This window comes from Streptomyces desertarenae (assembly GCF_042681365.1).
In the GTDB taxonomy this organism is placed as follows: Bacteria; Actinomycetota; Actinomycetes; order Streptomycetales; family Streptomycetaceae; genus Streptomyces; species Streptomyces desertarenae.
Genome location: NZ_JBHUFU010000001.1, coordinates 82,450 through 105,138, shown reverse-complemented (window position 1 = coordinate 105,138; position 22,689 = coordinate 82,450). Strand labels below are relative to the sequence as shown.

At 75.0% G+C, this 22,689-nt stretch carries 16 protein-coding genes; 3 read left to right on the top strand and 13 right to left on the bottom strand.

Annotated features, from left to right (window positions below; all coding sequences use genetic code 11):
* Nucleotides 1–64: 64 nt before the first annotated feature.
* The 3 genes from ACFSJS_RS00410 to ACFSJS_RS00400 are packed head-to-tail and all read right to left on the bottom strand — an operon-like array spanning nucleotide 65 to nucleotide 2,919.
* A complete protein-coding gene (locus tag ACFSJS_RS00410) occupies nucleotides 65–2,062 on the bottom strand; it encodes a LytR C-terminal domain-containing protein (RefSeq protein ID WP_380895376.1) in 1,998 nt (665 codons plus the stop codon).
* A 14-nt stretch (nucleotides 2,063–2,076) separates the two neighbouring features.
* Complete coding sequence (nadD, locus tag ACFSJS_RS00405) at nucleotides 2,077–2,706, bottom strand: nicotinate-nucleotide adenylyltransferase (protein ID WP_380895374.1); 630 nt, start codon at nucleotides 2,704–2,706, stop codon at nucleotides 2,077–2,079.
* A gap of 54 nt (nucleotides 2,707–2,760) precedes the next feature.
* A complete protein-coding gene (locus tag ACFSJS_RS00400) occupies nucleotides 2,761–2,919 on the bottom strand; it encodes a hypothetical protein (protein ID WP_380895372.1) in 159 nt (52 codons plus the stop codon).
* A 142-nt stretch (nucleotides 2,920–3,061) separates the two neighbouring features.
* Between ACFSJS_RS00400 and ACFSJS_RS00395 the strand changes: the two genes are divergently transcribed.
* Nucleotides 3,062–4,150, top strand: coding sequence for a M48 family metallopeptidase (locus ACFSJS_RS00395; protein ID WP_380895369.1), 1,089 nt, complete (start codon nucleotides 3,062–3,064; stop codon nucleotides 4,148–4,150).
* A gap of 65 nt (nucleotides 4,151–4,215) precedes the next feature.
* Here ACFSJS_RS00395 and ACFSJS_RS00390 read toward each other — a convergent pair whose 3' ends face one another.
* The 5 genes from ACFSJS_RS00390 to proB form a co-directional block, all read right to left on the bottom strand.
* The gene (locus ACFSJS_RS00390) at nucleotides 4,216–5,286 is read right to left on the bottom strand and encodes an SCO2583 family membrane protein (RefSeq protein ID WP_380895367.1); all 1,071 of its coding nucleotides are present in this window, start codon (nucleotides 5,284–5,286) and stop codon (nucleotides 4,216–4,218) included.
* 167 nt (nucleotides 5,287–5,453) lie between these two features.
* Nucleotides 5,454–6,110 (bottom strand): SCO2584 family spore wall biosynthesis protein, encoded by a 657-nt coding sequence (locus ACFSJS_RS00385; RefSeq protein WP_380895364.1) that lies wholly within the window; start codon nucleotides 6,108–6,110, stop codon nucleotides 5,454–5,456.
* A 121-nt stretch (nucleotides 6,111–6,231) separates the two neighbouring features.
* Entirely contained in the window at nucleotides 6,232–7,509 is a 1,278-nt protein-coding gene (locus ACFSJS_RS00380) for a glutamate-5-semialdehyde dehydrogenase (RefSeq protein ID WP_380895361.1), read from the bottom strand.
* A 143-nt stretch (nucleotides 7,510–7,652) separates the two neighbouring features.
* On the bottom strand, nucleotides 7,653–8,195 hold the full coding sequence (locus ACFSJS_RS00375; protein WP_380895359.1) for a hypothetical protein: 543 nt from the start codon (nucleotides 8,193–8,195) through the stop codon (nucleotides 7,653–7,655).
* A gap of 122 nt (nucleotides 8,196–8,317) precedes the next feature.
* Nucleotides 8,318–9,460 (bottom strand): glutamate 5-kinase, encoded by a 1,143-nt coding sequence (gene proB / locus ACFSJS_RS00370; protein ID WP_380896728.1) that lies wholly within the window; start codon nucleotides 9,458–9,460, stop codon nucleotides 8,318–8,320.
* Between the two features lie 409 nt (nucleotides 9,461–9,869).
* On the opposite strand from proB, the gene ACFSJS_RS00365 reads away from it, so the two are divergent.
* Nucleotides 9,870–12,116, top strand: a complete 2,247-nt coding sequence (locus tag ACFSJS_RS00365) for a hypothetical protein (RefSeq protein ID WP_380895358.1) — start codon at nucleotides 9,870–9,872, stop codon at nucleotides 12,114–12,116.
* Nucleotides 12,117–12,612: 496 nt separating this feature from the next.
* The gene (locus ACFSJS_RS00360) at nucleotides 12,613–14,844 is read left to right on the top strand and encodes a bifunctional glycosyltransferase/CDP-glycerol:glycerophosphate glycerophosphotransferase (RefSeq protein ID WP_380895357.1); all 2,232 of its coding nucleotides are present in this window, start codon (nucleotides 12,613–12,615) and stop codon (nucleotides 14,842–14,844) included.
* Between the two features lie 168 nt (nucleotides 14,845–15,012).
* Here ACFSJS_RS00360 and obgE read toward each other — a convergent pair whose 3' ends face one another.
* The 5 genes from obgE to ACFSJS_RS00335 form a co-directional block, all read right to left on the bottom strand.
* Complete coding sequence (gene obgE, locus ACFSJS_RS00355; RefSeq protein WP_380895354.1) at nucleotides 15,013–16,452, bottom strand: GTPase ObgE; 1,440 nt, start codon at nucleotides 16,450–16,452, stop codon at nucleotides 15,013–15,015.
* Between the two features lie 206 nt (nucleotides 16,453–16,658).
* Nucleotides 16,659–16,916, bottom strand: coding sequence for a 50S ribosomal protein L27 (rpmA, locus tag ACFSJS_RS00350; RefSeq protein WP_380895352.1), 258 nt, complete (start codon nucleotides 16,914–16,916; stop codon nucleotides 16,659–16,661).
* 14 nt (nucleotides 16,917–16,930) lie between these two features.
* The gene (rplU, locus tag ACFSJS_RS00345; RefSeq protein WP_380895349.1) at nucleotides 16,931–17,254 is read right to left on the bottom strand and encodes a 50S ribosomal protein L21; all 324 of its coding nucleotides are present in this window, start codon (nucleotides 17,252–17,254) and stop codon (nucleotides 16,931–16,933) included.
* Nucleotides 17,255–17,501: 247 nt separating this feature from the next.
* Nucleotides 17,502–21,692, bottom strand: coding sequence for an Rne/Rng family ribonuclease (locus ACFSJS_RS00340; protein ID WP_380895347.1), 4,191 nt, complete (start codon nucleotides 21,690–21,692; stop codon nucleotides 17,502–17,504).
* A 239-nt stretch (nucleotides 21,693–21,931) separates the two neighbouring features.
* Nucleotides 21,932–22,678, bottom strand: a complete 747-nt coding sequence (locus ACFSJS_RS00335) for a TIGR03936 family radical SAM-associated protein (RefSeq protein ID WP_380895344.1) — start codon at nucleotides 22,676–22,678, stop codon at nucleotides 21,932–21,934.
* Nucleotides 22,679–22,689 lie beyond the last annotated feature (11 nt).

Below are 22,689 nucleotides of genomic sequence, written 5' to 3'. Positions count from 1 at the left end.
CCGCCGCGTACCGGCTCCGCCGGCCTTCCGGCGGTCCCCCGGGGCCGGGGGACCGCCGGAAAGCTCATCCACGGGGCGTGTAGTCCCGTCCGAGCACCACCGTGACGTCGGCGTTGGCCGCCCCCTTGCCCTGGACGACCGCCTCCTCGGACAGGCCGAGCGTCCTGGCGACCTCCACGGCCTCGGCCCTGTTCGCCTCACCGGAGTACGTCACGCTCGTCGCGGCCTGCGCGGATCCGGCGCTGCCGCCGCCGACGACGGTGTAGCCGCCGTTGACCAGCGCCACCCGGGCCGCGGCCACGGCCTTCTCGTCCACTCCGCCGCTCCTCAGGCTCACCCGCGGGGTGGCGTCCGGGTCGGTGTTCCTCACCGTGCCGCCGAGGATCTCCCTCACCAGGCCCTCGCCGGCCTCGTCGCTCAGCGTGCCGTCGTCCCGCACGGGCAGCAGCTCGGTGCCGTAGGCGCCCTTCTTCGCGTAGCCGGCCAGTCCGGCGAGGCTGGCCCCGAGCTGCGCGTCGGTCAGGGAGGGGTCGAGGATCTGGGTCAGCGCCCGGACCGTCCTGGTGGCGATCGCCGGGTCGTCGGACATCTTGGCGAGCGTGGCCTGCACGACCTGCCCGAAGCGGGCGAGCTGCCGGGTCTGCGGCTCCCCGGCGGCCCGGTGGGTGGCGTAGGCGACGGCCGCCTCCCCGTCGAGGTCGCGGTCCTCGCCCTTCTCCACCAGCGGGTCGTCCCCCTTCCCGGCGCCGGGCACGGTGGCGTCGGCGTCGAGGGTGATGCCTCCCACGAGGTCGACCCAGTTGTGCAGGTAGGGGGTGTCCAGCCGCCAGGTGCCCTTGATGTCGGTGCCGAGCAGCAGGCCCAGCGCGTCGCGCGTGGCCGCCGCCCCCTCGGACTCGAAGGCCCTGCCGAGCGTGGTCCCCCCGCTGCCCGTCCCGGAGGAGACGGCCAGGGAGTTGGGCAGCAGGACGGTGGTACCCCTGCGGGCCGTCTCGTTGTCGACCAGCAGCACCGTGGTGGTCTCACCGCCGTCGACCTCGCGCAGGTGGACGACGATCACGTTGCGCTTCTGGGCCGCGGAGGCCGCCTCGCCGGCGTCCGTGCCGCCGGAGGTGCCCGGCAGCACCCCCGCGTACCAGAGCCAGCCGACGCCCGCCACCAGGGCCACGGCGAGGACGGCGACCAGCGCCACCATGCGGTTGCGGCCCCGCCGCTTGGCCTCCTCGCGCCGCTCGGTGCGGCTCTCGGAGAACTTCAGCCAGTCGATGACGTCCTCGGACTCCTCGTCCTGCTCCTCGACGAAGGAGAACTCCTCGGTCCGGTACTCGCCGCCGGAGCCGTCCTCGTCCGGGGAGCCGCCGGTGCCGTCCGGGCCGCCCGGAGCGCTCCCGGAGCCGTCCGCGGGTGCGGCGGCGCCGTCGGGCGCCCGCCCCGGGGGGACCTCCTCGCGGCGGGGGTCCCCGGAGCCGTCCGGCGTGCCCGGGGAGCCCCGGCCGTCCCCGGCCCTGGCCCCGTCCTCGTACCAGGGGCCCTGGGGCTGCTGGGGGATCCACGCCTCCGCCGGCGGCTGCCCGGCGGCGGGGGCGCCCCAGCCGCCGTACGGGTCCGCGCCCTCCGCATCCGGGGCGCCCGGCTGGACGCCGGAGGCGTACCCGGGGGCGTAGGAGCCCGGGGAGTACGCCTCGGGCGCGTACCCGTCCGCGGAGGGCGCGCCGTAGGAGGGGCCCGGGACGTACCCGCCGTGGGGAGCCGTGCCGTAGGCGTCCGCGCCGTAGGAGCCCGTGCCGTAGGCGTCCGTCCCGTAGGGGCCCGCGCCGTAGGCGTCCGTCCCGTAGGAGACCCCGCCGTGGGCGGCGGTGTCCGGGCCGGCGGCGTGGACGACACCCTCCTGGACCGCCGCGCCCCGGTACGGGTCGTACTGCTGCGGCGGGCCGCCGGGCAGCGGCCGGCCGTACTCGTCGTAGCCGTAACCGTGGCCGTGGTCGTAGTCGTAGCCGTCCCGGGTGTGGCCGCCCGCCCGCGGCGGCTCCCCCGGCCCGTACGGGTCCTGTCGGTCGTTCACGGCTGCCGCCCCTCTTAGCCCCTCGGCTCCCGGCCGTCCCGGTACAGCTGGCGTTTGTTGATGTAGCGCACCACCCCGTCCGGCACCAGGTACCAGACGGGGTCCCCCTGGGCCACGCGGGCGCGGCAGTCCGTCGAGGAGATCGCCAGCGCCGGCACCTCGATCAGGGACACCCCGCCGTCGGGCAGGCCCGGGTCCGCCAGGGGGTGGCCCGGGCGGGTGACCCCGATGAAGTGGGCGAGCGAGAACAGCTCGTCGACGTCCCGCCAGGTGAAGATCTGGGCGAGCGCGTCCGCGCCGGTGATGAAGAACAGGTCGGCGTCGGGGTGCAGCGCGCGCAGGTCCCGCAGCGTGTCGATGGTGTACGTCCGGCCGCCGCGGTCGATGTCGATGCGGCTGACGGAGAACTGCGGGTTGGACGCGGTGGCGATGACCGTCATCAGGTAGCGGTCCTCGGCCGGCGACACCACCTTGTGGCTCTTCTGCCACGGCTGCCCGGTCGGCACGAAGACCACCTCGTCGAGGTCGAATCGCGCCGCCACCTCGCTCGCGGCGACCAGGTGCCCGTGGTGGATGGGATCGAACGTCCCGCCCATCACGCCCAGCCGCCGCTTACCGGTGCCGGCCACTATGTGCTCTCCCATGCGTGCCGACCTTAGCCGTCCGACGCCGTCTCCGCCCCTGTGGGGCGCCGGGCCTCAGCGGTCCCGGTTGAAGCGGGTGGTGACCCACAGCAGCAGGAGGAGCACGAGCAGGGCGCCGCCACCGGTGGCGTACGGGCTGGCGGACGCGCCGCCGTGCTCACCGCCCTCGGAGGCGAGGAGGGCGAGGGTGTGCGCGGTCTCGGTGAGGGTCATCGTCGGCAGACCTATCGGCTAGGGGCGGAAGGACTCGAGGCACATCGTAAGCGGGCCGGATGCTGCGGCTCGTGGCACCCACCGCCTAGGGTGGGTCCGGACACGGGGGACGGGCCCACACGAGACCCGCAGGGGGCGGACGATGACCAACGGAACCGGCAGCACCGAAGACCTTCCCGGCCGCAGCAGGCGGCGCTTCCCGGGTATCTCCTCCCGGGCGTACGAGCACCCCGCGGACCGCTCCGCCCTGGTGGCCCTGCGCAAGCTGAGCGGCTTCGACACCGTCTTCAAGGCGCTCAGCGGACTGCTGCCCGAGCGCAGCATGCGCCTGCTGTTCCTGTCGGACTCGGTGCGGGTGGACGACGAGCAGTTCGCCCATCTGTACGCCATGCTGCGGGACGCCTGCTACATCCTGGACCTGGAGAAGGTCCCGCCGATGTACGTCACGCAGGACCCGAGGCCCAACGCCATGTGCATCGGCCTGGACGAGCCGATCATCGTGGTGACGACCGGGCTGGTCGAACTGCTGGACGAGGAGGAGATGCGGGCGGCGATCGGCCACGAGGTCGGCCACGCCCTCTCCGGGCACGCGGTCTACCGCACGGTCCTGCTGTTCCTGACGGGCCTGGCGGTGAAGGTGGCCTGGATCCCGCTGGGCAACGTGGCGATCATGGCGATCGTGACGGCGCTGCGCGAGTGGTTCCGCAAGTCGGAGCTGTCGGCGGACCGGGCCGGGCTGCTGGTCGGCCAGGACCTCCAGGCGTCGATGCGCGGCCTGATGAAGATCGCCGGCGGCAACCACCTCCACGAGATGAACGTGGACGCCTTCCTGAAGCAGGCCGACGAGTACGAGGCCGGCGGCGACCTGCGCGACTCCGTGCTGAAGATCCTGAACGTGCTGCCCCGCAGCCACCCCTTCACCACCGTGCGCGCCGCCGAGCTGCGCAGGTGGGCGTCCGGCCGCGACTACCAGCGGATCGTGGACGGGCACTACCCGCGCCGCGAGGACGACAAGGACACCTCGGTCTACGAGTCGTTCCGGCAGTCGGCGGGCCACTACTCCGAGACGGTGCGCACCAGCAAGGACCCGCTCATGGGGCTGCTCCGGGACCTCACCGACGGCGCCGGCGACCTGGGCGGCAAGCTGCGCGACCGCTTCGCCGGGCGCACCGCCGGCGGCGGCGCGGAGGGCCCGGACGGCGGCGCGGGCGGCCCGCAGACCGCCGGCTGACCGGGCGGCGGGGCGCGGAGGGGGCGCGCCGCCCCGGCCCGGGCGCCCGGCGGCCCGTCCCGGCCTCAGGGCTCGGGCAGGGCGTCGGTGTCCAGCGTCCCGCACACCGGGGCCCCGCCGTCGCGCGTGTACGGATCGGTGCCGGGCGGGAGCCCGTCCCCGGCGGACCGCCCGGCCGGCAGCGGCAGCAGGACGTCGTGGGCACGGGCCCCGCAGGACATCGGGCCGGCCTGCGTCACGCTGCGCTCCACCGTGAGCTGCTGGTCGCGCAGGTCCCCGCGGTCGAAGTGCAGCAGCAGTTCGCGCCGCACCGTGAACAGCGAGGCCTCCCGGCCCCCGCCGTCCGCCGCCTCACGGGCCGGGCGGACGGCGTAGACGAAGACGTGGTCGGTGGCGACCTCCAGCGCGCCGCCGTCCGCCTCCCGGTACTCCATGGTGCCGCGCACCCGCACCCCCTCGCCCGTCAGGGCCGTCCGGTCCGGGTCGAAGCGCACCAGCCAGCCGGTGGCCGCGTGGCGGCCGTCGGCGGCGGGCCGGCGCAGGCTGCGGTCGAACTGGGGGTGCTGCTCGGGGTCGAGCAGTATCCGCACCGGGCGGTCGGTGGACCCGTTGAGCACCTGCGGGTTGACGGAACTCTCGACGAGGTACTCCTTGGCGACGGCCAGCGCGGCGAGCACCTGGCTCTCGGCGAAGTGGGCGGTGCCGTGCACCGGCGGCAGCGTCACCCCCGCGGCCCCCTCGTAGAAGTCGGCGGCCGGACTGCGCTCGAAGAGCCGGTCCGGCTCCCCGCCGGGCACCCGCCCCTGCGGGGCGAGCGGCACCACCGTGCTGTGCAGCACCTGGCGGCGGGGCGGCTCCGCGGCCTGCTGGGGGGCGCGCACGCCCATGTAGACGGCGGCCCCGAAGGCGACGACGATCAGCAGCGTCAGGACGAGGCCCTGCCACGGCAGCCCCAGCCCGCGCAGCGGGCGGGGCGGCAGGACGCGCACCGGGTGTTCGTGGTCGGCCAGCCGCTCCCTGGCGGAGAACTCCTGGAGGCGGGCAGCGCGGACGAACGACTCGTCGAAGACGGTGCGGTACTCGTCGTCGGCACCCCCGGGGAAACCCTCGGGCGGTGGGTTCCCGTGCCCGGTCATACCACCAGGGTAGGCAGGCGAAAGCCACCTCAAACGCCCCGTGGCGTGACGAGTCCGGTAAAAGCCGGAAGGTGTCCGCCGGCCGGCCTACCGCCGGTGCGCCGAGGGGGGACCGGAAGACGGCGAGGCGGGTGCCGCGGGCCGGCCGGAGCCCGCAGGCGGTCCGGTCAGAAGGTCGCGTAGCGGCCGGAGAGGGAGGGCGGGGCCCCGGGCTGCCCGACCGAGGGGGTGTCCACCCCGGTGCTCGCCGGCGGCGGCTCCGGCTCCTGGTAGCGCTGCCCGGAGGCGCCGCGGTAGACGGCGGCGAAGGCGAGCGCGACGATGCCGACCCCCATCACCACCGCCAGCACCCAGGCCACCGGGCGCTGCCAGCGGATGTGGCCGCGGTAGGGGCGGGCGGGGGCGCCGTACCGGCCCTCGTCCTCCTCGGTGTAGGCCGCGTACCCGGCGTCCTCGGGGAACTCCGCGTCCTCCACGTACTCCACGTGGTCCAGGCGGTCGGAGAACTCCAGGCGCCCGTACCGGTACCGGCCGTGGCCGCGGTCGTCCCCCTCGTCGCCGCCGGGACCGCGCTCGGGGCCGTCGGCGTCCTCCCAGCGGGGCCCGTGGCCGTACTGCTCCTCGTGTGCGAGCGCCGCCTCGGTCTCGGACGGGGACTGGGCGGCGGCGGGTATGCGTTCGGCGGCGGTGGGCTCGTGGATCAGCGCGGCCCTCACGAAGGACTCGTCGAAGACCACGGAGGCGAACACGTCGTCCGCCGCCGTGCGGTCGCGGTCGTCGGGCTCCTCGCCGCCGTGCGGCTGGCCCCCCACATCCTCCGGCACGCGTCCAGCGTAGACCGGCCGGGGGGAGTTTGGGCAGGGATGGGCTCGATTCGTCTGCCCCGGTGCCCGGCCGCGGCCGGGCCGCCTCCGGCCGCGGGGCGCTCCCGGAGGCGGCCCGGCCTCAGCTCCGCACGTGGCCCTCGCCCGTGACCACGTACTTCGTCGAGGTCAGCTCGGGCAGGCCCATCGGGCCGCGGGCGTGGAGCTTCTGGGTGGAGATGCCGATCTCGGCGCCGAAGCCGAACTGGCCGCCGTCGGTGAAACGGGTGGAGGCGTTGACCATGACCGCGGTGGAGTCCACCAGCGACACGAAACGGCGGGCCGCGGCGGTGTCGGCGGTGACGATGGCCTCGGTGTGGCCGGAGGTCCAGCGGCGGATGTGGGCCACGGCGGCGTCCAGGGAGGGCACGACGGCCGCGGCGATGTCGTGGGAGAGGTACTCGGTGCCCCAGTCCTCCTCGGTGGCGGGGACCACCGCCACGCCCTCGGCCTCGCCGGCCTTCACCCACGCCTCGTCGCCGTGCACGGTCACCCCGGCCTCCTCCAGGGCCGCCAGGGCGCGCGGCAGGAAGGCGCCCGCGATGCCCTCGTGCACCAGCACGGTCTCGGCGGCGTTGCAGACGCTGGGGCGCTGGGCCTTGGAGTTGACCAGGATCGCCACGGCCGTGTCGAGGTCGGCGCGCTCGTCGACGTAGACGTGGCAGTTGCCGGTGCCGGTCTCGATGACCGGGACGGTGGACCCCTCGACGACCGCCTTGATCAGGGAGGCGCCGCCGCGCGGGATCAGCACGTCGACCAGGCCGCGGGCGCGCATCAGCTCCTTGACGCTGTCACGGCTCTCGCCCGGCACCAGCTGGACGGCGTCGGCCGGGAGGCCGGCGGACGCCACCGCGTCGCGCACCACCTCCACCAGGGCGGTGTTGGAGGCGTAGGCGGAGGAGGAGCCGCGCAGCAGCACCGCGTTGCCGGACTTCAGGCACAGGGCGGCGGCGTCCACGGTGACGTTGGGCCGGGCCTCGTAGACGATCCCCACCACCCCGAGCGGCACCCGCACCTGGCGCAGCTCCAGCCCGTTGGGGAGGGTGGAGCCGCGGACCACCTCGCCGACCGGGTCGGGCAGGGCCACCACGTCGCGCACGTCGGAGGCGATGGCGGCGATCCGCTCGGGGGTGAGGGTGAGCCGGTCGACGATCGACTCCGGGGTGCCCGCCGCACGGGCCCCCTCCACGTCCCGCGCGTTGGCCGCGACGATCTCCTCCGTGCGCGCCTCCAGCGCGTCGGCCATGGCGAGCAGCGCGCCGTCCCGGGCGGTGCGCGGCAGCGGGGCGAGCGCGGCGGCCGCCTCCTTCGCTCGGCGGGCGGTGTCGATGACAGGCGAGGTCTGCGATGCACTGCTCATACCGGCAAGCCTAGCCAGCCCGGGAAGGCCGCCAGGCGGAAAGTCCGCCCTGCGAGACGCGCGGGGGCGTGCGGTCTCCCCGCCCCGCGCCCCCGCGGCCCGGTGCGGCGCCCCGGACGGGCACCGGGGGCGGGGGCGGGGCGTCAGAAGGGGTGCACGCCCACCGGCACGGCGGGGTACGGGCCGCAGCCCTCCGCCACCCGCCGGTGGTAGGTCTCGCGGCCGATGACCTCCAGCCCGACGATCTCCCAGGGGGGCAGTTTCGCCGAGGCCCGGTGCTCCCCCCACAGCCGCAGCGCCACGGCGGCCGCGTCGTGGAGGTCTCGGGCCTCCTCCCAGTACCGGATCTCGGCGTGGTCGTTGGCGTACCGGCCGGCCAGCATGAACGGGTGGTCGTGGGCGAGCTGCTCCAGCCCCCTCCTGATGTCCCTGAGCGGGGCCTCCTCCCCGGAGACGCTGAGGGTGACGTGCCACATCCGCGACGTCTCGGCGCGGGGGGCGTCCCCGCCGCCCGCGGGACCGGCCCACGGGCCCCTCTCCCTGCCGCGTCCGGGGCGCTCCCCCTCGCTCCGCCGGGGATACCCCATGTCGACGCTGGTCAGTCGTCTCACCGGTGGCCTCCCGTGTGGTGCCGATCTCCGTGTGCCTGCGCCGCGGGCCGCCGTACCCGAGCGGCCCCCGCACAAGAGTTGACCAGTCCACGAGCCGCCGTGTGGCGGTTTTCGGGAAGCTGTCCGTTGAAAGGCTGACGTCTGCCCGGCTCCTCCACCGGTCCCGCGCGGGATGTCCGGCGGCCGGCCCCGGCGCGTCAGGGGCGCAGCAGGACCAGGTCGTCGCGGTGGACCACCTCGCGCTCGTAGGCGGGACCGAGCTCGCGGGCGAGGTCGCGGGTGGAGCGGCCGATCAGGCGGGGGATCTCACGGGCGTCGAAGTTGACCAGTCCGCGGGCGACCGCGCGTCCGGAGACGTCCTTCAGCTCGACCGGGTCGCCCGCCGAGAACTCCCCCTCGACCCCGGCCAGCCCGGCGGGCAGCAGGGAGGTGCGCCGCTCGACCACGGCGCGCACGGCGCCGTCGTCGAGCACCAGGGCGCCGCGCGGCGTGGAGGCGTGGGCCAGCCACAGCAGCCGGCCGGCCGAGCGGCGCCCGGTGCGGTGGAAGTACGTGCCGACGGGCCGCCCGGCGAGCGCGTCGGCGGCCCGGGTGGCGGAGGTGAGCACCACGGGGATGCCGGCCGCGGCGGCGATCCGGGCCGCCTCGACCTTGGTGACCATGCCGCCGGTGCCGACCCCGGCCCGGCCCGCGCTGCCGATCTCCACGCCCTCCAGGTCGCCCGGCCCGCGCACCTCCCGGATGAGGGAGGTTCCGGGGGTGGCGGGGTTGCCGTCGTAGAGGCCGTCCACGTCGGAGAGCAGCACCAGCAGCTCGGCGCGGACGAGGTGGGCCACCAGGGCGGCCAGCCGGTCGTTGTCGCCGAACCGGATCTCGTCGGTGGCGACGGTGTCGTTCTCGTTGACGATCGGCACCGCGCCCATGGCCAGGAGCTGGTCGAGGGTGCGGTAGGCGTTGCGGTAGTGGGCGCGGCGGCTGGTGTCGTCCGACGTCAGCAGCACCTGCCCGACGCGCCGCCCGTAGCGGGCGAAGGAGGCCGTGTAGCGGGCCACCAGCAGGCCCTGGCCGACGCTGGCGGCGGCCTGCTGGCGGGCGAGGTCGCGGGGGCGCCGGTCCAGCCCCAGCGGCGCGAGCCCGGCCGCGATGGCGCCGGAGGAGACCAGCACCACCTCCTTGCCGCCGTCGCCGCTCCCGGCGGCCTCCGCGGCGGTCCCCGCAGCGGCCAGGTGCCGGGCGACCACGTCCACCAGCGCGTCCACCCGGTCCGCGTCCAGTCCGCCCGCCGCCGTGGTGAGCGAGGACGACCCGATCTTCACCACGATCCTGCGGGCGTCCCGCACCTCCCGCCGAAGGTCCTGCTCTCCGCCTGCCACCTGCGCGTCCCCTGTACGTGATCGCTGTTGCCGGTCCGCGTCGAATCTACGCGAACCCCGCGCCCGCCCGCCTTCCCGTTCCGCCCGGCGGACAGCCCGCCCCCGGGCGCGCCCCCCGGGGGCCGGCGGGACGCGACACCCCGCCCGCGGCCCGGCTCCCCCGCCGCGGCACCCCGAGGGGATAGAACTGGGCCGAGTGCGTACACACCCGGCTAAAAGCAGATATCCGGGCCTTCCGCACCCCTCCCGGGCCGCGCGCCGGCCCGCGCCCCGCACTGCCCGGCCGCGGCGGCACCGGGCAGCGGGGCGCCGCGCGGCGGCGCGGGCGCGGGAGGAGCACGCCGTCCGCGTCCCGTCCGCAAGGAGCGTGACCCGCATGTTGACTCCTTCGTTCACAGCGGTGAGGTTCTTTCGCACCACGTCCCAGCGGAGGGGAGCCGCCGTGCCACCGCACCCCGGCCGGCGTGCCTCACTCCTCCAGCCGTTCCCCGGGCGGACCCCCTCGGCCTCCGCCTCTCCCTCTCCCTCCCCCACCGCGCCGTCCCGCCTGCGGGCGCTGCCCGTCCCCGCCTTGCTGGCCGCGGCGTTCGCCGTCCAGCTCGCCGGCGCCCTGCTGCGGGCACCCGCCCTGCTCGCCGCCGGCGCCGCGCTGGGCCTGGCGCTCGACCTGCGGCTCGTGCGCAGGCACCCGCGCGTGGCGTCCTGGCTGAGCAGGCTCCGGTTCGACGTCACCACCCGCCAGCTGCTGCGCGACATGCTGACCGTGCTCGGGCTCGTCCGGGCCCCCGGGGTCGGGGAGGCGGCCGAGCGGCTGCTGGTGCCGGCGCTGCTGGGCTGCTACCTGCTGCACTTCTGCTGCCAGGCGGTCGCCCTGCTGGTCCGGCGCACCCGCACCCTGCCCGTCGTCACCCGGAACATCGACGCGTCCGGTCTGCGCCCGTCCCCCGCACCGCCGCGCCTGCTGGCCCGCCAGCCCAGCCGCCGCCTGCTGTACTTCTCCGTGCCCGCCACGGCCGGGCTGCTGGGCACCGCCCTCCTCGGGGACGTGCTGTGGGGCCTGCTGGGGGTGGGCACCGCGCTGGCGGCGCTCCTGGCCGGCACCGTGCTGCTCGCCCGGTGGCTGACGCCCGGCAGGCGGCCCGTGGGCGAGCGGCAGGCGCTGGAGTGGCTGGACCGCTGGCTGGCGGAGTACCGGCCGACCGTGGCGATGTACTTCTCCGGCGGCACGGCCTCCGCGTACCAGGCGAACATGTGGCTGCCCCCCCTGGCCGCCCTGGAGGGCAGACCGCTGATCGTGCTCCGCGAGCGGTTCATGGTGCAGCGGATCGACGCGACCGACGTGCCGATCGTGTGCGTGCCGAAGGTCGCCCATCTGATGCACCTGGAGCACTCGCCGCTGAAGGCGATGCTGCACCCGTCCAACTCGGGCAAGACCTCGCAGGTGCTGCGCATCCCCACGATCAAGCACGCCTTCATCAACCACGGCGAGAGCGACAAGCTCTCCAGCTGCAACCCCTACGCCAAGGCGTACGACGAGGTGTGGGTGGCCGGCCCGGCCGCCCGGGAGCGCTACCGGCTCGCCGACATCGGCGTCGAGGACCGGGACGTGGTGGAGGTCGGCCGGCCCCAGCTCGCACCGATCCTCCCGTACGCCGGGCCGCCCGCACCGGGCGCCCCCCTGACGGTGCTGTACGCCCCCACCTGGGAGGGCTGGACCGAGGACCCGGGCAACACCTCGATCATCCTGGCCGGCGAGGACATCGTCCGGGCGCTGCTGGCGGACCCGGGGGTCCGCCTGCTGTACAAGCCGCACCCGATGACCGGCTCGGTGGACCCGCGCGCGGCCCGCGCCGACGAGCGGATCCGGCACCTGATCGCCGAGGCCAACGCCCGGCGCACCGGCCCCCGCCCCGGCCCGGAGGCCGCCGCCGAGCTGGCGCGCCGCACCGCCGAGCTGGACGCGCTGACCACCACGGCGTTCCGGCCGAGCGCGGACGAGGTGGAGAGGATGCTGGTCCAGTCCGTCCCCGAGGAGGGCAGGGCGGCCGCGGTGGCGGCCGCGACGGAGGCCTGGGAGGAGGCGTACTGGGCGTCCTTCCCCGAGGGGGAGCACCAGGTGGTCACCGGGCACCGGCCCTCCCTCTACTCCTGCTTCAACCGGGCGCACCTGCTGGTCAGCGACGTCTCCAGCGTGGTGTCGGACTGGCTGAGCAGCGGCAAGCCGTACGCGGTCGCCAACACCACCGGGCTGCCCGAGGAGGAGTTCCGGGCCGGTTTCCCGACCGTGCGGGCCGCCGCGGTGCTCACGCCCGACGCGGCGGGCGTCCCGGAGCTGCTGGAGTCGGTGCGGGATCCGTCGAAGGACACCCTGGCGCGGGCGCGCGCCGAGCTGAAGTCGCACCTTCTGGGCCCCTCCGAGCCGCCGCCGGCCGTCCGCTTCGGCCGGGCGGTCGCCGGGCTGTGCGCCAGGGCGGACGAGCGCCGGGCGCGGATGGCCGCGGAGTCGGGGCGGCAGGCGCAGGAGGCGCGGGAGGGCCTGGAGCGGGCCGGTGCCGCGGAGGCGGTGGGCGAGCAGGAGCAGGAGCAGGCCGACGACGGGTCGGAGGACGCCGTCACGGCCTGACGCGCCGCCACCTCGGGGACCGCGCGGGGGCCGGCCGGCCCCCGCGCCGCGGCGCGGGGAGAGACAGGTCACACCCGCGGCGCCGGGGACGGGCCGCCCCGGTGCCGCGGGCCGGAGGCACCCGGCGGCGCCCCGGATTCCCCGCTCCGCCCGCCGTCCGCCGCGGACAGCCCCGGCACCAGCGCTTCTCCGGCCCGCGCTTCCCGGTTCCCACCGAATCTCCCGCCCGGACGCCCCCGGATGCGGACGCCGATGCGCAATCCTGGAGGATCGGTCACCCAGGTCGCCGCGAGGTGAACGGCCGATGACCGGACAGGAGACGGCCCGTTATCATGCCAAGCTAGGTTCCGAGAGATGTAAACCCCGCCCGGAGATTGACGCAGATCACCATCAGGTAACGCGGACCAACCTGATCGCCGTTCGGGGTCGTCCGCATCATCCGAAAGCCAGCCGACACTGCCCTCCGTGGGGGGCGATTCCGCTCAAAGGGGAAGTTTTGCCGCGCTTCACGCTCGTCGTGCCCGCGTTCAAGGTGCAGGGGTACCTCCGGGCTTGCATGGACTCGATCCTCGAACAGGACTTCGACGACTTCGAGGTCGTGGCGGTCGACGACCGCTCGCCGGACAACTGCGGGTACATATTCGACCAGTACGCCGCACAGGACGCCAGGGTCCGGGTTCTGCATCTGCCCGAGAACGTGGGGCTGGGGCGCGCGCGCAACGCGGGCCTGAAGGAGGCCCGGGGCGAATACGTGCTGTTCCTCGACAGCGACGACACCATGACCCCCGGCTCCCTGTCCGCCATCGCCAACCGCCTCTCCGAGGCCGGCGACCCCGACATCCTGATATTCGACTACGCGCGCACCTACTGGAACGGCCGGGTCCAGCGCAACCAGCTCGCCCACCTGCTGGCGCAGGAGGGACCGGCGAGCTTCACCCTGGAGCAGCGCCCCGAACTCCTCGACCTGCTGCAGATCGTCTGGAACAAGGCGTACCGGCGCGACTTCGTCGAGCGCTACGGCTTCGAGTTCCCCCCGGGGTACTACGAGGACGCCCCCTGGACCTACTGCTCGATGATCACCGCCAAGAGCATCACCGTGCTCGACCGAATATGCGTGCACTACCGGCAGCGGCGCGAGGGCGGCAACATCCTCAAGACCCGCAGCCGCAAGCACTTCGACGTCTTCGACCAGTACGAGCGCATCTTCGCCTTCGTCTCGGAGCACCCGGAGCTCGACCGCTGGCGGCCGGAGCTGTTCCGGAAGATGATCGACCACTACATCACCGTGCTGGACCGCCCCGACCGCCTCCCGGCCGACAGCCGGTCCGAGTTCTTCCGCAGGGCCGCGGCGGACTACCGCCGCCTGAAGCCCGCGGGCTTCCCCCTCCCCACGGGCGTGCGGGGGAAGAAGTACCGGCTGCTCGAACTCGGCTCCTACCCGGCCGTGGCGGGCGTCAAGGCCGCCAACAAGGCGCGCCGCATCCTGGCCAAGCGCAGCCGCAAGCAGGTCCAGACGGCCAAGCGCAAGCTCGTCAACGCGCACTACCGCGCCCAGCTGCGGCTGCCGCTGGACGAGAACCTGGCGGTCTTCTCCGCCTACTGGAGCCGCTCCTACTCCTGCAACCCCGCGGCGATCGACGCCGAGCTGGCCCGCCTCGCCCCGCACATCCGCAGGGTGTGGGCCGTCCACGCCTCGGACGCCCACAAGATCCCCGAGGGCGTCGACGTGGTCCACGTGGGCTCGCGCGAGTACTGGACGGCGGTGGCCCGGGCCAAGTACCTGGTCAACAACGTCAACTTCGCGGACTCCGTGGTCAAGCGGGAGGGCTCGGTCCACCTGCAGACGCACCACGGCACGCCCCTGAAGACCATGGGCCTGGACCAGCAGCACTACCCCGGCTCGGCCCGCGGAATGAGCTTCAGGAAGCTGCTCGCCCGCTGCGACCGCTGGGACTACAGCCTCTCCTCCAACCGCCACTCCACGGCGATCTGGGAGCGCGTCTACCCGTGCTCCTACGTCTCGCTGGAGACGGGCTACCCGCGCAACGACGTCCTGATCAACGCCACCGCCGAGGACGTGCTGGCCGCCCGCCGCGAGCTGGGCCTGGCCGACGGCACCACCGCCGTCCTCTACACGCCCACCCACCGCGAGTACGAGCCGTCCTTCGTGCCGCGTCTGGACCTGGTGCGGTTCGCCGGGCAGATGGGCCCCGACACCACCCTGCTGGTGCGCGGCCACTACTTCTACGACTCCTCCCCGGAGCTCGCCGCACTGCGGGCCGACGGCCGGATCGTCGACGTCTCGGCGCACCCGTCGGTGGAGAAGCTCTACCTGGCGTCGGACGCGCTGGTGACCGACTACTCCTCGACGATGTTCGACTACGCCAACCTGGACCGCCCGATCGTGATCTTCGCCCCGGACTGGGACGTCTACAAGGTGGTCCGCGGCACCTACTTCGACCTGCTGAAGGAGCCGCCCGGCGCGGTGGCCACCACCCAGGACGAGCTGGCCGAGATCCTGAACTCGGGCGCCTGGAAGGACGAGGCGTCCGCCAAGCTGCGCGCGACCTTCCGGGAGCGCTTCTGCGACTTCGACGACGGCCGCGCGGCGGAGCGGGTGGTCCGCAGGGTGTTCCTCGGCCAGAGCGACGAGGAGCTCCCGCCGGTCGTCCCGCTGGAGGAGCGCACCCACGCCCCGGCCCCGTCCCAGGCGCTCGCGCGGGTCTGAGGGCCGGCGCGGAGCAGGGCCGGAACGGCAGGAGGCAGACGGCTGGGGGCCGCCGCGTATGCGGCGGCCCCCAGCCGTCCGTGCCGTCCCGGCCCGGAGAGGCCGCGAGGGGCGGCGGGCGCGGCTCGCACCGCGCCGCCGCCCCTCGCGGCACTCCCGGGCGCGGGATCACGCGAAGGGGTCGAAGTCCTCGTACTCGCGCAGGGTCTCGTCGCGCTCGGCCTCGCGGTCGCGGCGCCGCTGGGCGGCCGGGCGGAGGGTGTCCAGGCGGTGGTCCTCACCGCGGCGGCCGAGCATCTCCGCGCCCGCCGACACCGACGGCTCCCAGTCGAAGACGACCGCGTTCTCCTCGGGGCCGATGGCCACGCCGTCGCCCTCGCGGGCACCGGCCTTCATCAGCTCGTCCTCGACGCCGAGGCGGTTGAGCCGGTCGGCCAGGTAGCCGACGGCCTCGTCGTTGCTGAAGTCGGTCTGGCGCACCCAGCGCTCCGGCTTCTCGCCGCGCACCCGGAAGAGGCCGTCGTCCTCCCTGGTGACGGTGAAGCCCGAGTCGTCCACGGCCTGGGGGCGGATGACGATGCGGGTCGCCTCCTCCTTCGGCTTGGCCGCGCGCGCCTCGTCCACGATCCGCGCCAGGGCGTAGGAGAGCTCCTTCAGCCCCTTGTGGCTGACGGCGGAGACCTCGAAGACCGGGTAGCCGCGGGCCTCCAGGTCGGGGCGGATGATGTCGGCGAGGTCCTGCCCGTCGGGGATGTCCACCTTGTTGAGGACCACGACCCGGGGACGGCCCTCCAGGCCGCCGTACTGGGCCAGCTCGGCCTCGATGACGTCGAGGTCGGTCACGGGGTCGCGTTCGGACTCCAGCGTGGCGCAGTCCAGCACGTGCACCAGGACCTCGCAGCGCTCGACGTGCCGCAGGAACTCCAGGCCCAGGCCCTTGCCCTGGCTGGCCCCGGGGATCAGGCCGGGGACGTCGGCGATGGTGTAGACGGTCGAGCCGGCCGTCACCACGCCCAGGTTGGGCACCAGGGTGGTGAAGGGGTAGTCGGCGATCTTCGGCTTGGCGGCGGAGAGGACGGAGATCAGGGACGACTTGCCCGCCGACGGGTAGCCCACCAGCGCCACGTCCGCCACCGTCTTCAGCTCCAGGACGATGTCGCGGGCCTCCCCCGGCTCGCCCAGCAGCGCGAAGCCCGGCGCCTTGCGGCGCGGCGAGGCCAGCGCGGCGTTGCCGAGGCCGCCGCGGCCGCCGCGGCCGGCGACGAAGGTGGTGCCGTGGCCGACGAGGTCGGCCAGGACATTGCCCTGCTTGTCGAGGACGACCGTGCCGTCCGGGACGGGCAGCACCAGGTCCCTGCCGTCGGCGCCCGAGCGGTTGCCGCCCTCGCCGGGCTTGCCGTTGGTCGCCCGGCGGTGCGGGGTGTGGTGGTACTCCAGCAGCGTGGTCACGGACTGGTCGACGACGAGGATCACGTCCCCGCCGCGTCCGCCGTTGCCGCCGTCCGGGCCGCCCAGCGGCTTGAACTTCTCCCGGTGCACGGAGGCACAGCCGTGTCCCCCGTTACCCGCGGCGACGTGGAGCTCGACGCGGTCCACGAAGGTGGTCATGACGGATGCCTCCAGGCTTGGTGATCGAGGGGTGGTGCGGTCCGGCGTCCCGGCGCCGGACCGCGGGCCCGCGCGTGCGGGCCCGGTGGGTCTTCAGGTACAACGCGCCGAGGGCGGAACCGCTTCCCCGCCCGTACGCACATCGCGCGTACGGGCGGGAGGCGGTCCGCCCTCGGAAGGTGCTGCGGTCGTGCCGGAGCCGGTGGTTACTCGGCGACCGGGACGATGTTCACGACCTTGCGGCCGCGGGAGGTGCCGAACTTCACCGCACCGGCGGCCAGCGCGAACAGGGTGTCGTCACCGCCGCGACCCACGCCGGTACCCGGGTGGAAGTGGGTGCCGCGCTGGCGGACCAGGATCTCGCCGGCGTTCACGACCTGACCGCCGAAGCGCTTCACGCCGAGCCGCTGGGCGTTGGAGTCGCGACCGTTCCGAGTGGACGATGCGCCCTTCTTGTGTGCCATCTCTCCTCAGTCCCTTACTTCGTCGCCGGGGCGTCGATGCCGGTGATCTTCAGCGCGGTGTGCAGCTGACGGTGACCGATCCGCTTGCGGTAGCCGGTCTTGTTCTTGTACTTCAGGATGTCGATCTTGGCACCCTTGTGGTGGTCCACGACCTCGGCGTGGACCTTCACGCCGGCCAGGACCCACGGGTCGCTGGTGACCGCGTCGCCATCGACGATGAGCAGGGTCGAGAGCTCGACGCTGTCGCCGACCTTGCTGGTGGAGATACGGTCAACCTCAATGACGTCGCCAACGGACACCTTCTGCTGGCGGCCGCCGGTGCGCACGATCGCGTACACGCGGAACTCTCTCTCGCTCGTGGGTGGAGCCCCTGATGCCAGCCGCTCGCCACGGGACGGGCCCGTGCTGATCCGGGGGGACCGAGCGGCCTCTCCTCGCGCTCACGCGACACCTCGCGGAGTGCGTGGAGGGAGTTGCTCAGGAGCCTGGCGTATCCATCGACACGCCGACGGTCAAGGTTACGGGGCCTGAAGTGGGGGGTCAAACCGGGTCCCGGGCGCCGCGGGCGCCCGGGACCCGGCCCCGTCACTCCTCGGCCGGTGCGGAGACCGACGGCGTCGCCTGCTGCTCCGCCGCGGCCGTCTTCTTCGCCGCCGACTTCCTGGCGGTGGTCTTCTTGGCCGCCGCCTTGGCCGTCGTCGTCTTCTTGGCCGTGCTCTTGGCGGCGGTCTTCTTCGCCGCCGTCTTCTTGGCCGTGCTCTTGGCGGCGGTCTTCTTCGCCGCCGCCTCCTTGGCCGGCGCCTTCTTCGCCGGCGCCTTCTTCGCCGCGGTCTTCCTCGCCGACGTGCGGGCCGCCTTCTTCGCCGGCCCGGCCTCCGCCGCCGTCTCCGGCTCGGACGTCCCGGCCTCCGCCCCGGACGCCGCCTCCTGAGGCACGTCCTCCGGCTCCGCGGCGGGCACGGCGGGCTCGGTGATCTCGGCGGCCTCCGGGGAGCCGGCGGGAGCGGCCGCCCGGCGCACCACCCGGCGGCGGGGACGGGCCGGGGGCTCGAGCTCCCCGGTCCCCTGCGACGGCTGCCCGGGGGCCTCCCCGGCAGGCTCCGCCGCGGTCCGGGGGGCCTGTGCGGACTCCTCGGCGGTCTGCCCGGTCTGCCCGGCCTCCTCGGCCCCCTTGGCGGCCGGGACGACCGTCACGGCCGCCTCCGCCTCGGCGGACGCCTTCGGCGGACCGGCCGGGGCCGACACCTTCCGCACCGCGCGGCGACGGGTGCGGGGCTTCTTCTCCTCCGCCTCCCCGGCGTCCCGCTGCGGCGCGGGGGCGGCCTCCTCGGCGGGCGCGGCCGGCTCCTCCGCCGGCTCGGGAGCCGGCGGAGCCCCGGCGGGCTCCTCGGCGGCCTGCACGGGCTCCTGCTCGGCTTCCCGGGGGGCCTGTGCGGGCTCCTCGGCGGCCGGGACGACCGTCACGGCCGCCTCCGCCTCGGCGGACGCCTTCGGCGGACCGGCCGGGGCCGACACCTTCCGCACCGCGCGGCGGCGCCTGCGTCCGCGCCGGGCGGCCTCCTCGGCCTCGGCGGCGCTGCTGTACAGCTCCTCGTCGGGGACGAACTCCGGCTCGGGCAGCGCCACGGGCCCGGTCTCCTCCCCGGAGGGCTCGACCGTCCCGTCGGGCGCCTCCGGGGCCTGCGGAACCTGCGCGGCCGGCTGCTCGGGCTGCTGCGCGGCCTTGCCCTTCTTCTTGCCGCGCTTGCCGCCGCCTCCGCCGCCGCCCTGGGCCTGCACCTGGTCCATGTGGACGATCAGGCCGCGGCCGTTGCAGTGCACGCAGCTCTCGGAGAACGACTCCAGCAGGCCCTGGCCGACACGCTTGCGCGTCATCTGGACCAGGCCCAGCGAGGTGACCTCGGCCACCTGGTGCTTGGTGCGGTCCCGGCCCAGGCACTCCAGCAGGCGCCGCATCACCAGGTCGCGGTTGGACTCCAGGACCATGTCGATGAAGTCGATCACGATGATGCCGCCGAGGTCGCGCAACCGCAGCTGGCGCACGATCTCCTCGGCCGCCTCCAGGTTGTTCCTGGTGACCGTCTCCTCCAGGTTGCCGCCCTGGCCGGTGAACTTGCCGGTGTTGACGTCGATCACGACCATCGCCTCGGTGCGGTCGATGACCAGCGATCCGCCGCTGGGCAGCCAGACCTTGCGGTCCAGCGCCTTCATCAGCTGCTCGTCGATCCGGTAGGTGGCGAAGACGTCGACCTCGGAGGTCCACTTCTGCAGCCGGTCGGCCAGGTCGGGCGCGACGTGCGAGACGTACCCGTGGATCGTCTCCCACGCCTGGTCGCCGCTGACGATGACCTTGGAGAAGTCCTCGTTGAAGATGTCGCGGACGACCCGGACGGTCATGTCCGGCTCGCCGTACAGCAGCGTCGGGGCGCCGCCCTTGCGGGCCTTCTTCTGGATGTCCTCCCACTGGGCCTGCAGCCGCTCGACGTCGCGGCGCAGCTCCTCCTCGCTGGCGCCCTCGGCGGCGGTGCGCACGATGACGCCCGCGTCCTCGGGGACGATCCGCTTGAGGATCTGCTTCAGCCGGGCCCGCTCGGTGTCCGGGAGCTTGCGGCTGATGCCGGTCATCGACCCCTCGGGCACGTAGACCAGGTAGCGGCCGGGGAGGGAGACCTGGCTGGTCAGCCGGGCGCCCTTGTGGCCGATCGGGTCCTTGGTGACCTGCACCAGGACGGACTGGCCGGACTTCAGCGCGGTCTCGATCCGGCGCGGGCCGCCGGAGAGCCCCAGCGCCTCGAAGTTGACCTCGCCGGCGTACAGGACGGCGTTGCGCCCCTTGCCGATGTCGACGAAGGCGGCCTCCATCGACGGCAGGACGTTCTGCACCTTGCCCAGGTAGACGTTGCCGACGTAGCTGGTGGCCTGCTCCTTGTTGACGAAGTGCTCGACGAGGACGCCGTCCTCCAGCACGCCGATCTGGGTGCGCTCGCCGCTCTGGCGGACGACCATGACGCGCTCGACGGCCTCGCGGCGGGCGAGGAACTCGGCCTCGGTGATGATCGGGACGCGGCGGCGGCCCTGCTCGCGGCCCTCGCGGCGGCGCTGCTTCTTGGCCTCCAGGCGGGTCGAGCCCTTGATGGACTGCACGCCGTCGGCGCTCTCGGAGGCCTCGTCCCTCTTCTTGCGCGGCTCGCGGATCTTGACGACGGTGCGCTCGGGGTCGTCCGGCGCGATCTCGGCGGCCGGGACCTCGGCGTCACCGCTGCGGCGGCGCCGGCGACGGCGGCGGCGCGAGCTGCTGCTGCCGGACGCGGAGCCCTGCTCGTCGGCGGCGGACCCGTCCCGCTCGCCGTCGTGGCCGCCCTCGTCGGCGGAGCCCTCCGCGTCCTCGTGCTCCTCGTCGTCCCCCTCGCCGTTCCCCGCGTCCTCGGCGGACTCGGCGTCCCCGCCCCTGCGGCGGCGGCGGCCACCGCGGCGACGGCGGCGCGACGGGCGCTCCTCGTCGTCCCCCTCGTCCTCCTCGGCCCCGGCGCGGACGTCCGTCTCCTCGTCGTCCTCGACGGTCCCGTCGGTGCCGTCGGTCCCGTCGGTGCCGGCGCGGCCGTCGGCCTCCCCGGCCGCGGGCTCCTCGCGCCCCTCCTGCTCGTCGCGCTCGTCCCGCTCGGCGGAGTCACCGCGGCGACGGCGGCGGCGGCGCGGCGCGGCGGGCTCGGAGCGCTCCTCGCGCCCGTCGCCCGCGGGGCGCTCCCCGCCTCCGGTCTCGTACCCGTCCTCGTCGTCTTCGGACGGCTCCTCGGCTGCGGCGGCCTCGGCCGCGGCGGCGGCCGCCGCGGTCTCGGGGGTCTGGAAGACCGGCTCGGCGAAGACGGGGGCCTGGAACACCGCCACCGGCGGCTTCCTGCGGGCCCGCTTCGGCGGGGCCTCCTCCGGCCGGGGCTGCTCCGCCTCGGCCTGCTCCGCCTCGGTCTGCGGCTCCTTGGTCTGCGATCCGGTCCTCGCGGCCCGCTCGGCCTTCGCGGTCCGCTTCCGGCCGGCGGCCCGGGAGGGCCTGGCCGTCTCCCCGGCCCCGGCCTCGCCGGCGGTCTCCTTCTCCCCGGCCGTCTCGCGGGCGGTCTCCTGCTCCGCGGAGGAGCCCGGGGCGGGCGCCTGGGCGGCGGCCTTGCGGGTGCGGCGCCGGGTGCGGGCGGGGGCCGGGGCCTCCTCGGCTCCGGCGTCCTCCTGCCCGGCGGTCTCCGGGGCGGCGGTCTCCTCCGGGGCGGCGGCCCCCGCGGCCTCCGCCGAGGGCTGCGGCGGCCCCGCCGGGGCGGACGCACGCCGGCTCGCACGGCGGCGCGGACGCGCCGGCTCCGTCTCCTCCGCCGGCTTCTCGCCGGCGGCGGGCTCCCGGGGCTCCTGCGCCGCCGGCGCCGCGGGGACGGCCTCCGCAGGCTCCTCCGCCGAGGGCTGCGGCGGCCCCGCCGGGGCGGAGACCCGGCGGGTGGCGCGGCGCCGGGTGCGGGCGGGCGGTGCCGCCTCGGTGCCCGAGGCCTCGCCGACGGGGGGCTGTGCGGGCTGCTCGTCGGTCCGCGGGGCGGTGTCCGCGGCGGCGGTGGTCACGACCTCCGGCTCCACGCTGGTGACCGCGGGCGGCCCGGCCGGGCGGGACACCGCGCGGCGGCGCCGGCGCGGCGGCGCGCCGCCGGAGTCGTTGCTCCCGGCGGTCTCCCCGTCCGGGGCGGGTGTCGTCCTGTCGATGTTCTCCGCGGCGGTGGGCTCCGCGGACTCCATGGGTTCGCGCATGCGGGCGGTTCTCCCGTCACGCTCCCGGGCGCCGCGCCTCGGTCCGGTCGGGCTCCGCGTGATGTGCGCGGGCCGCTGTCCGGGGCGCGGGCGCCGCACGGGAGCTTGTCGTCTCGCTCGCCGGTTCCGTGCCATCCGGCTCGGCTACGGCGAAAGTCTGCTGATGGATGCGCCTGCCTGACGGCCGGACCCGGGTGGCTCCCTGGTGCCTCGCTCGTCGGCGGCGCGGCGGCGTCGGCCTACGCGGTGCCTTCCGGCGCCGTCGCGGCTGGTGTTGCGTCGCGGTCGGGCGCGAACGGATCGGTCACCGTGCCGGTCTCCTCATCGAGCGGCCCCTGCGCCAGCCTGGTCACCGCTGCGGGGACCGGCGGCGCCAGGTCGGCCGTAGCTCGGAGGCCGGACAGGACGTCGTCGGGTCGCACGGCAGGTGTCAGGTGCCGTACCACCAGGCGCAGTATCGCACAGGGACCCTCTCCGGGCCTATCGGACCCGGCCGGGACGACCTCCAGTGAGGCCACCGCGGCCCGTGTGTCGAACGTGCGCACGCCCTTCTTGGTCTGCCGCTGGACCTCGACGGAGTCGGCGGCCAGGAAGACCGCGACGGCCTTCTCCGCCTCCCCGGGCTCCACCCCGTCGAGGCGCAGCTCCCAGCAGGAGGCCGTGAGCCGGTCCGCGAAGCCGGAGGTGCGGGCCTCCACCGCGTCGACGACGTCGAGCCCGCCGGGGAGCGACTCGTCGAGCTGCCTCCGCAGCACCTCCGGGTCGCGCCGCTCGGTGAGGGCGATCTCCAGGTACTCGGCCTCGCTGCCCGTGCCCGTCGGTGCCGCGTTGGCGTACGAGACCTTCGGATGCGGGGTGAAGCCCGCCGAGTACGCCATGGGCACCTCGGCCCTGCGGAGTGCCCGCTCGAACGCGCGCTGGAAGTCGCGGTGGCTGGTGAACCGGAGGCGGCCGCGCTTGGTGTAGCGCAGGCGGATGCGCTGCACCGCGGGTGCGG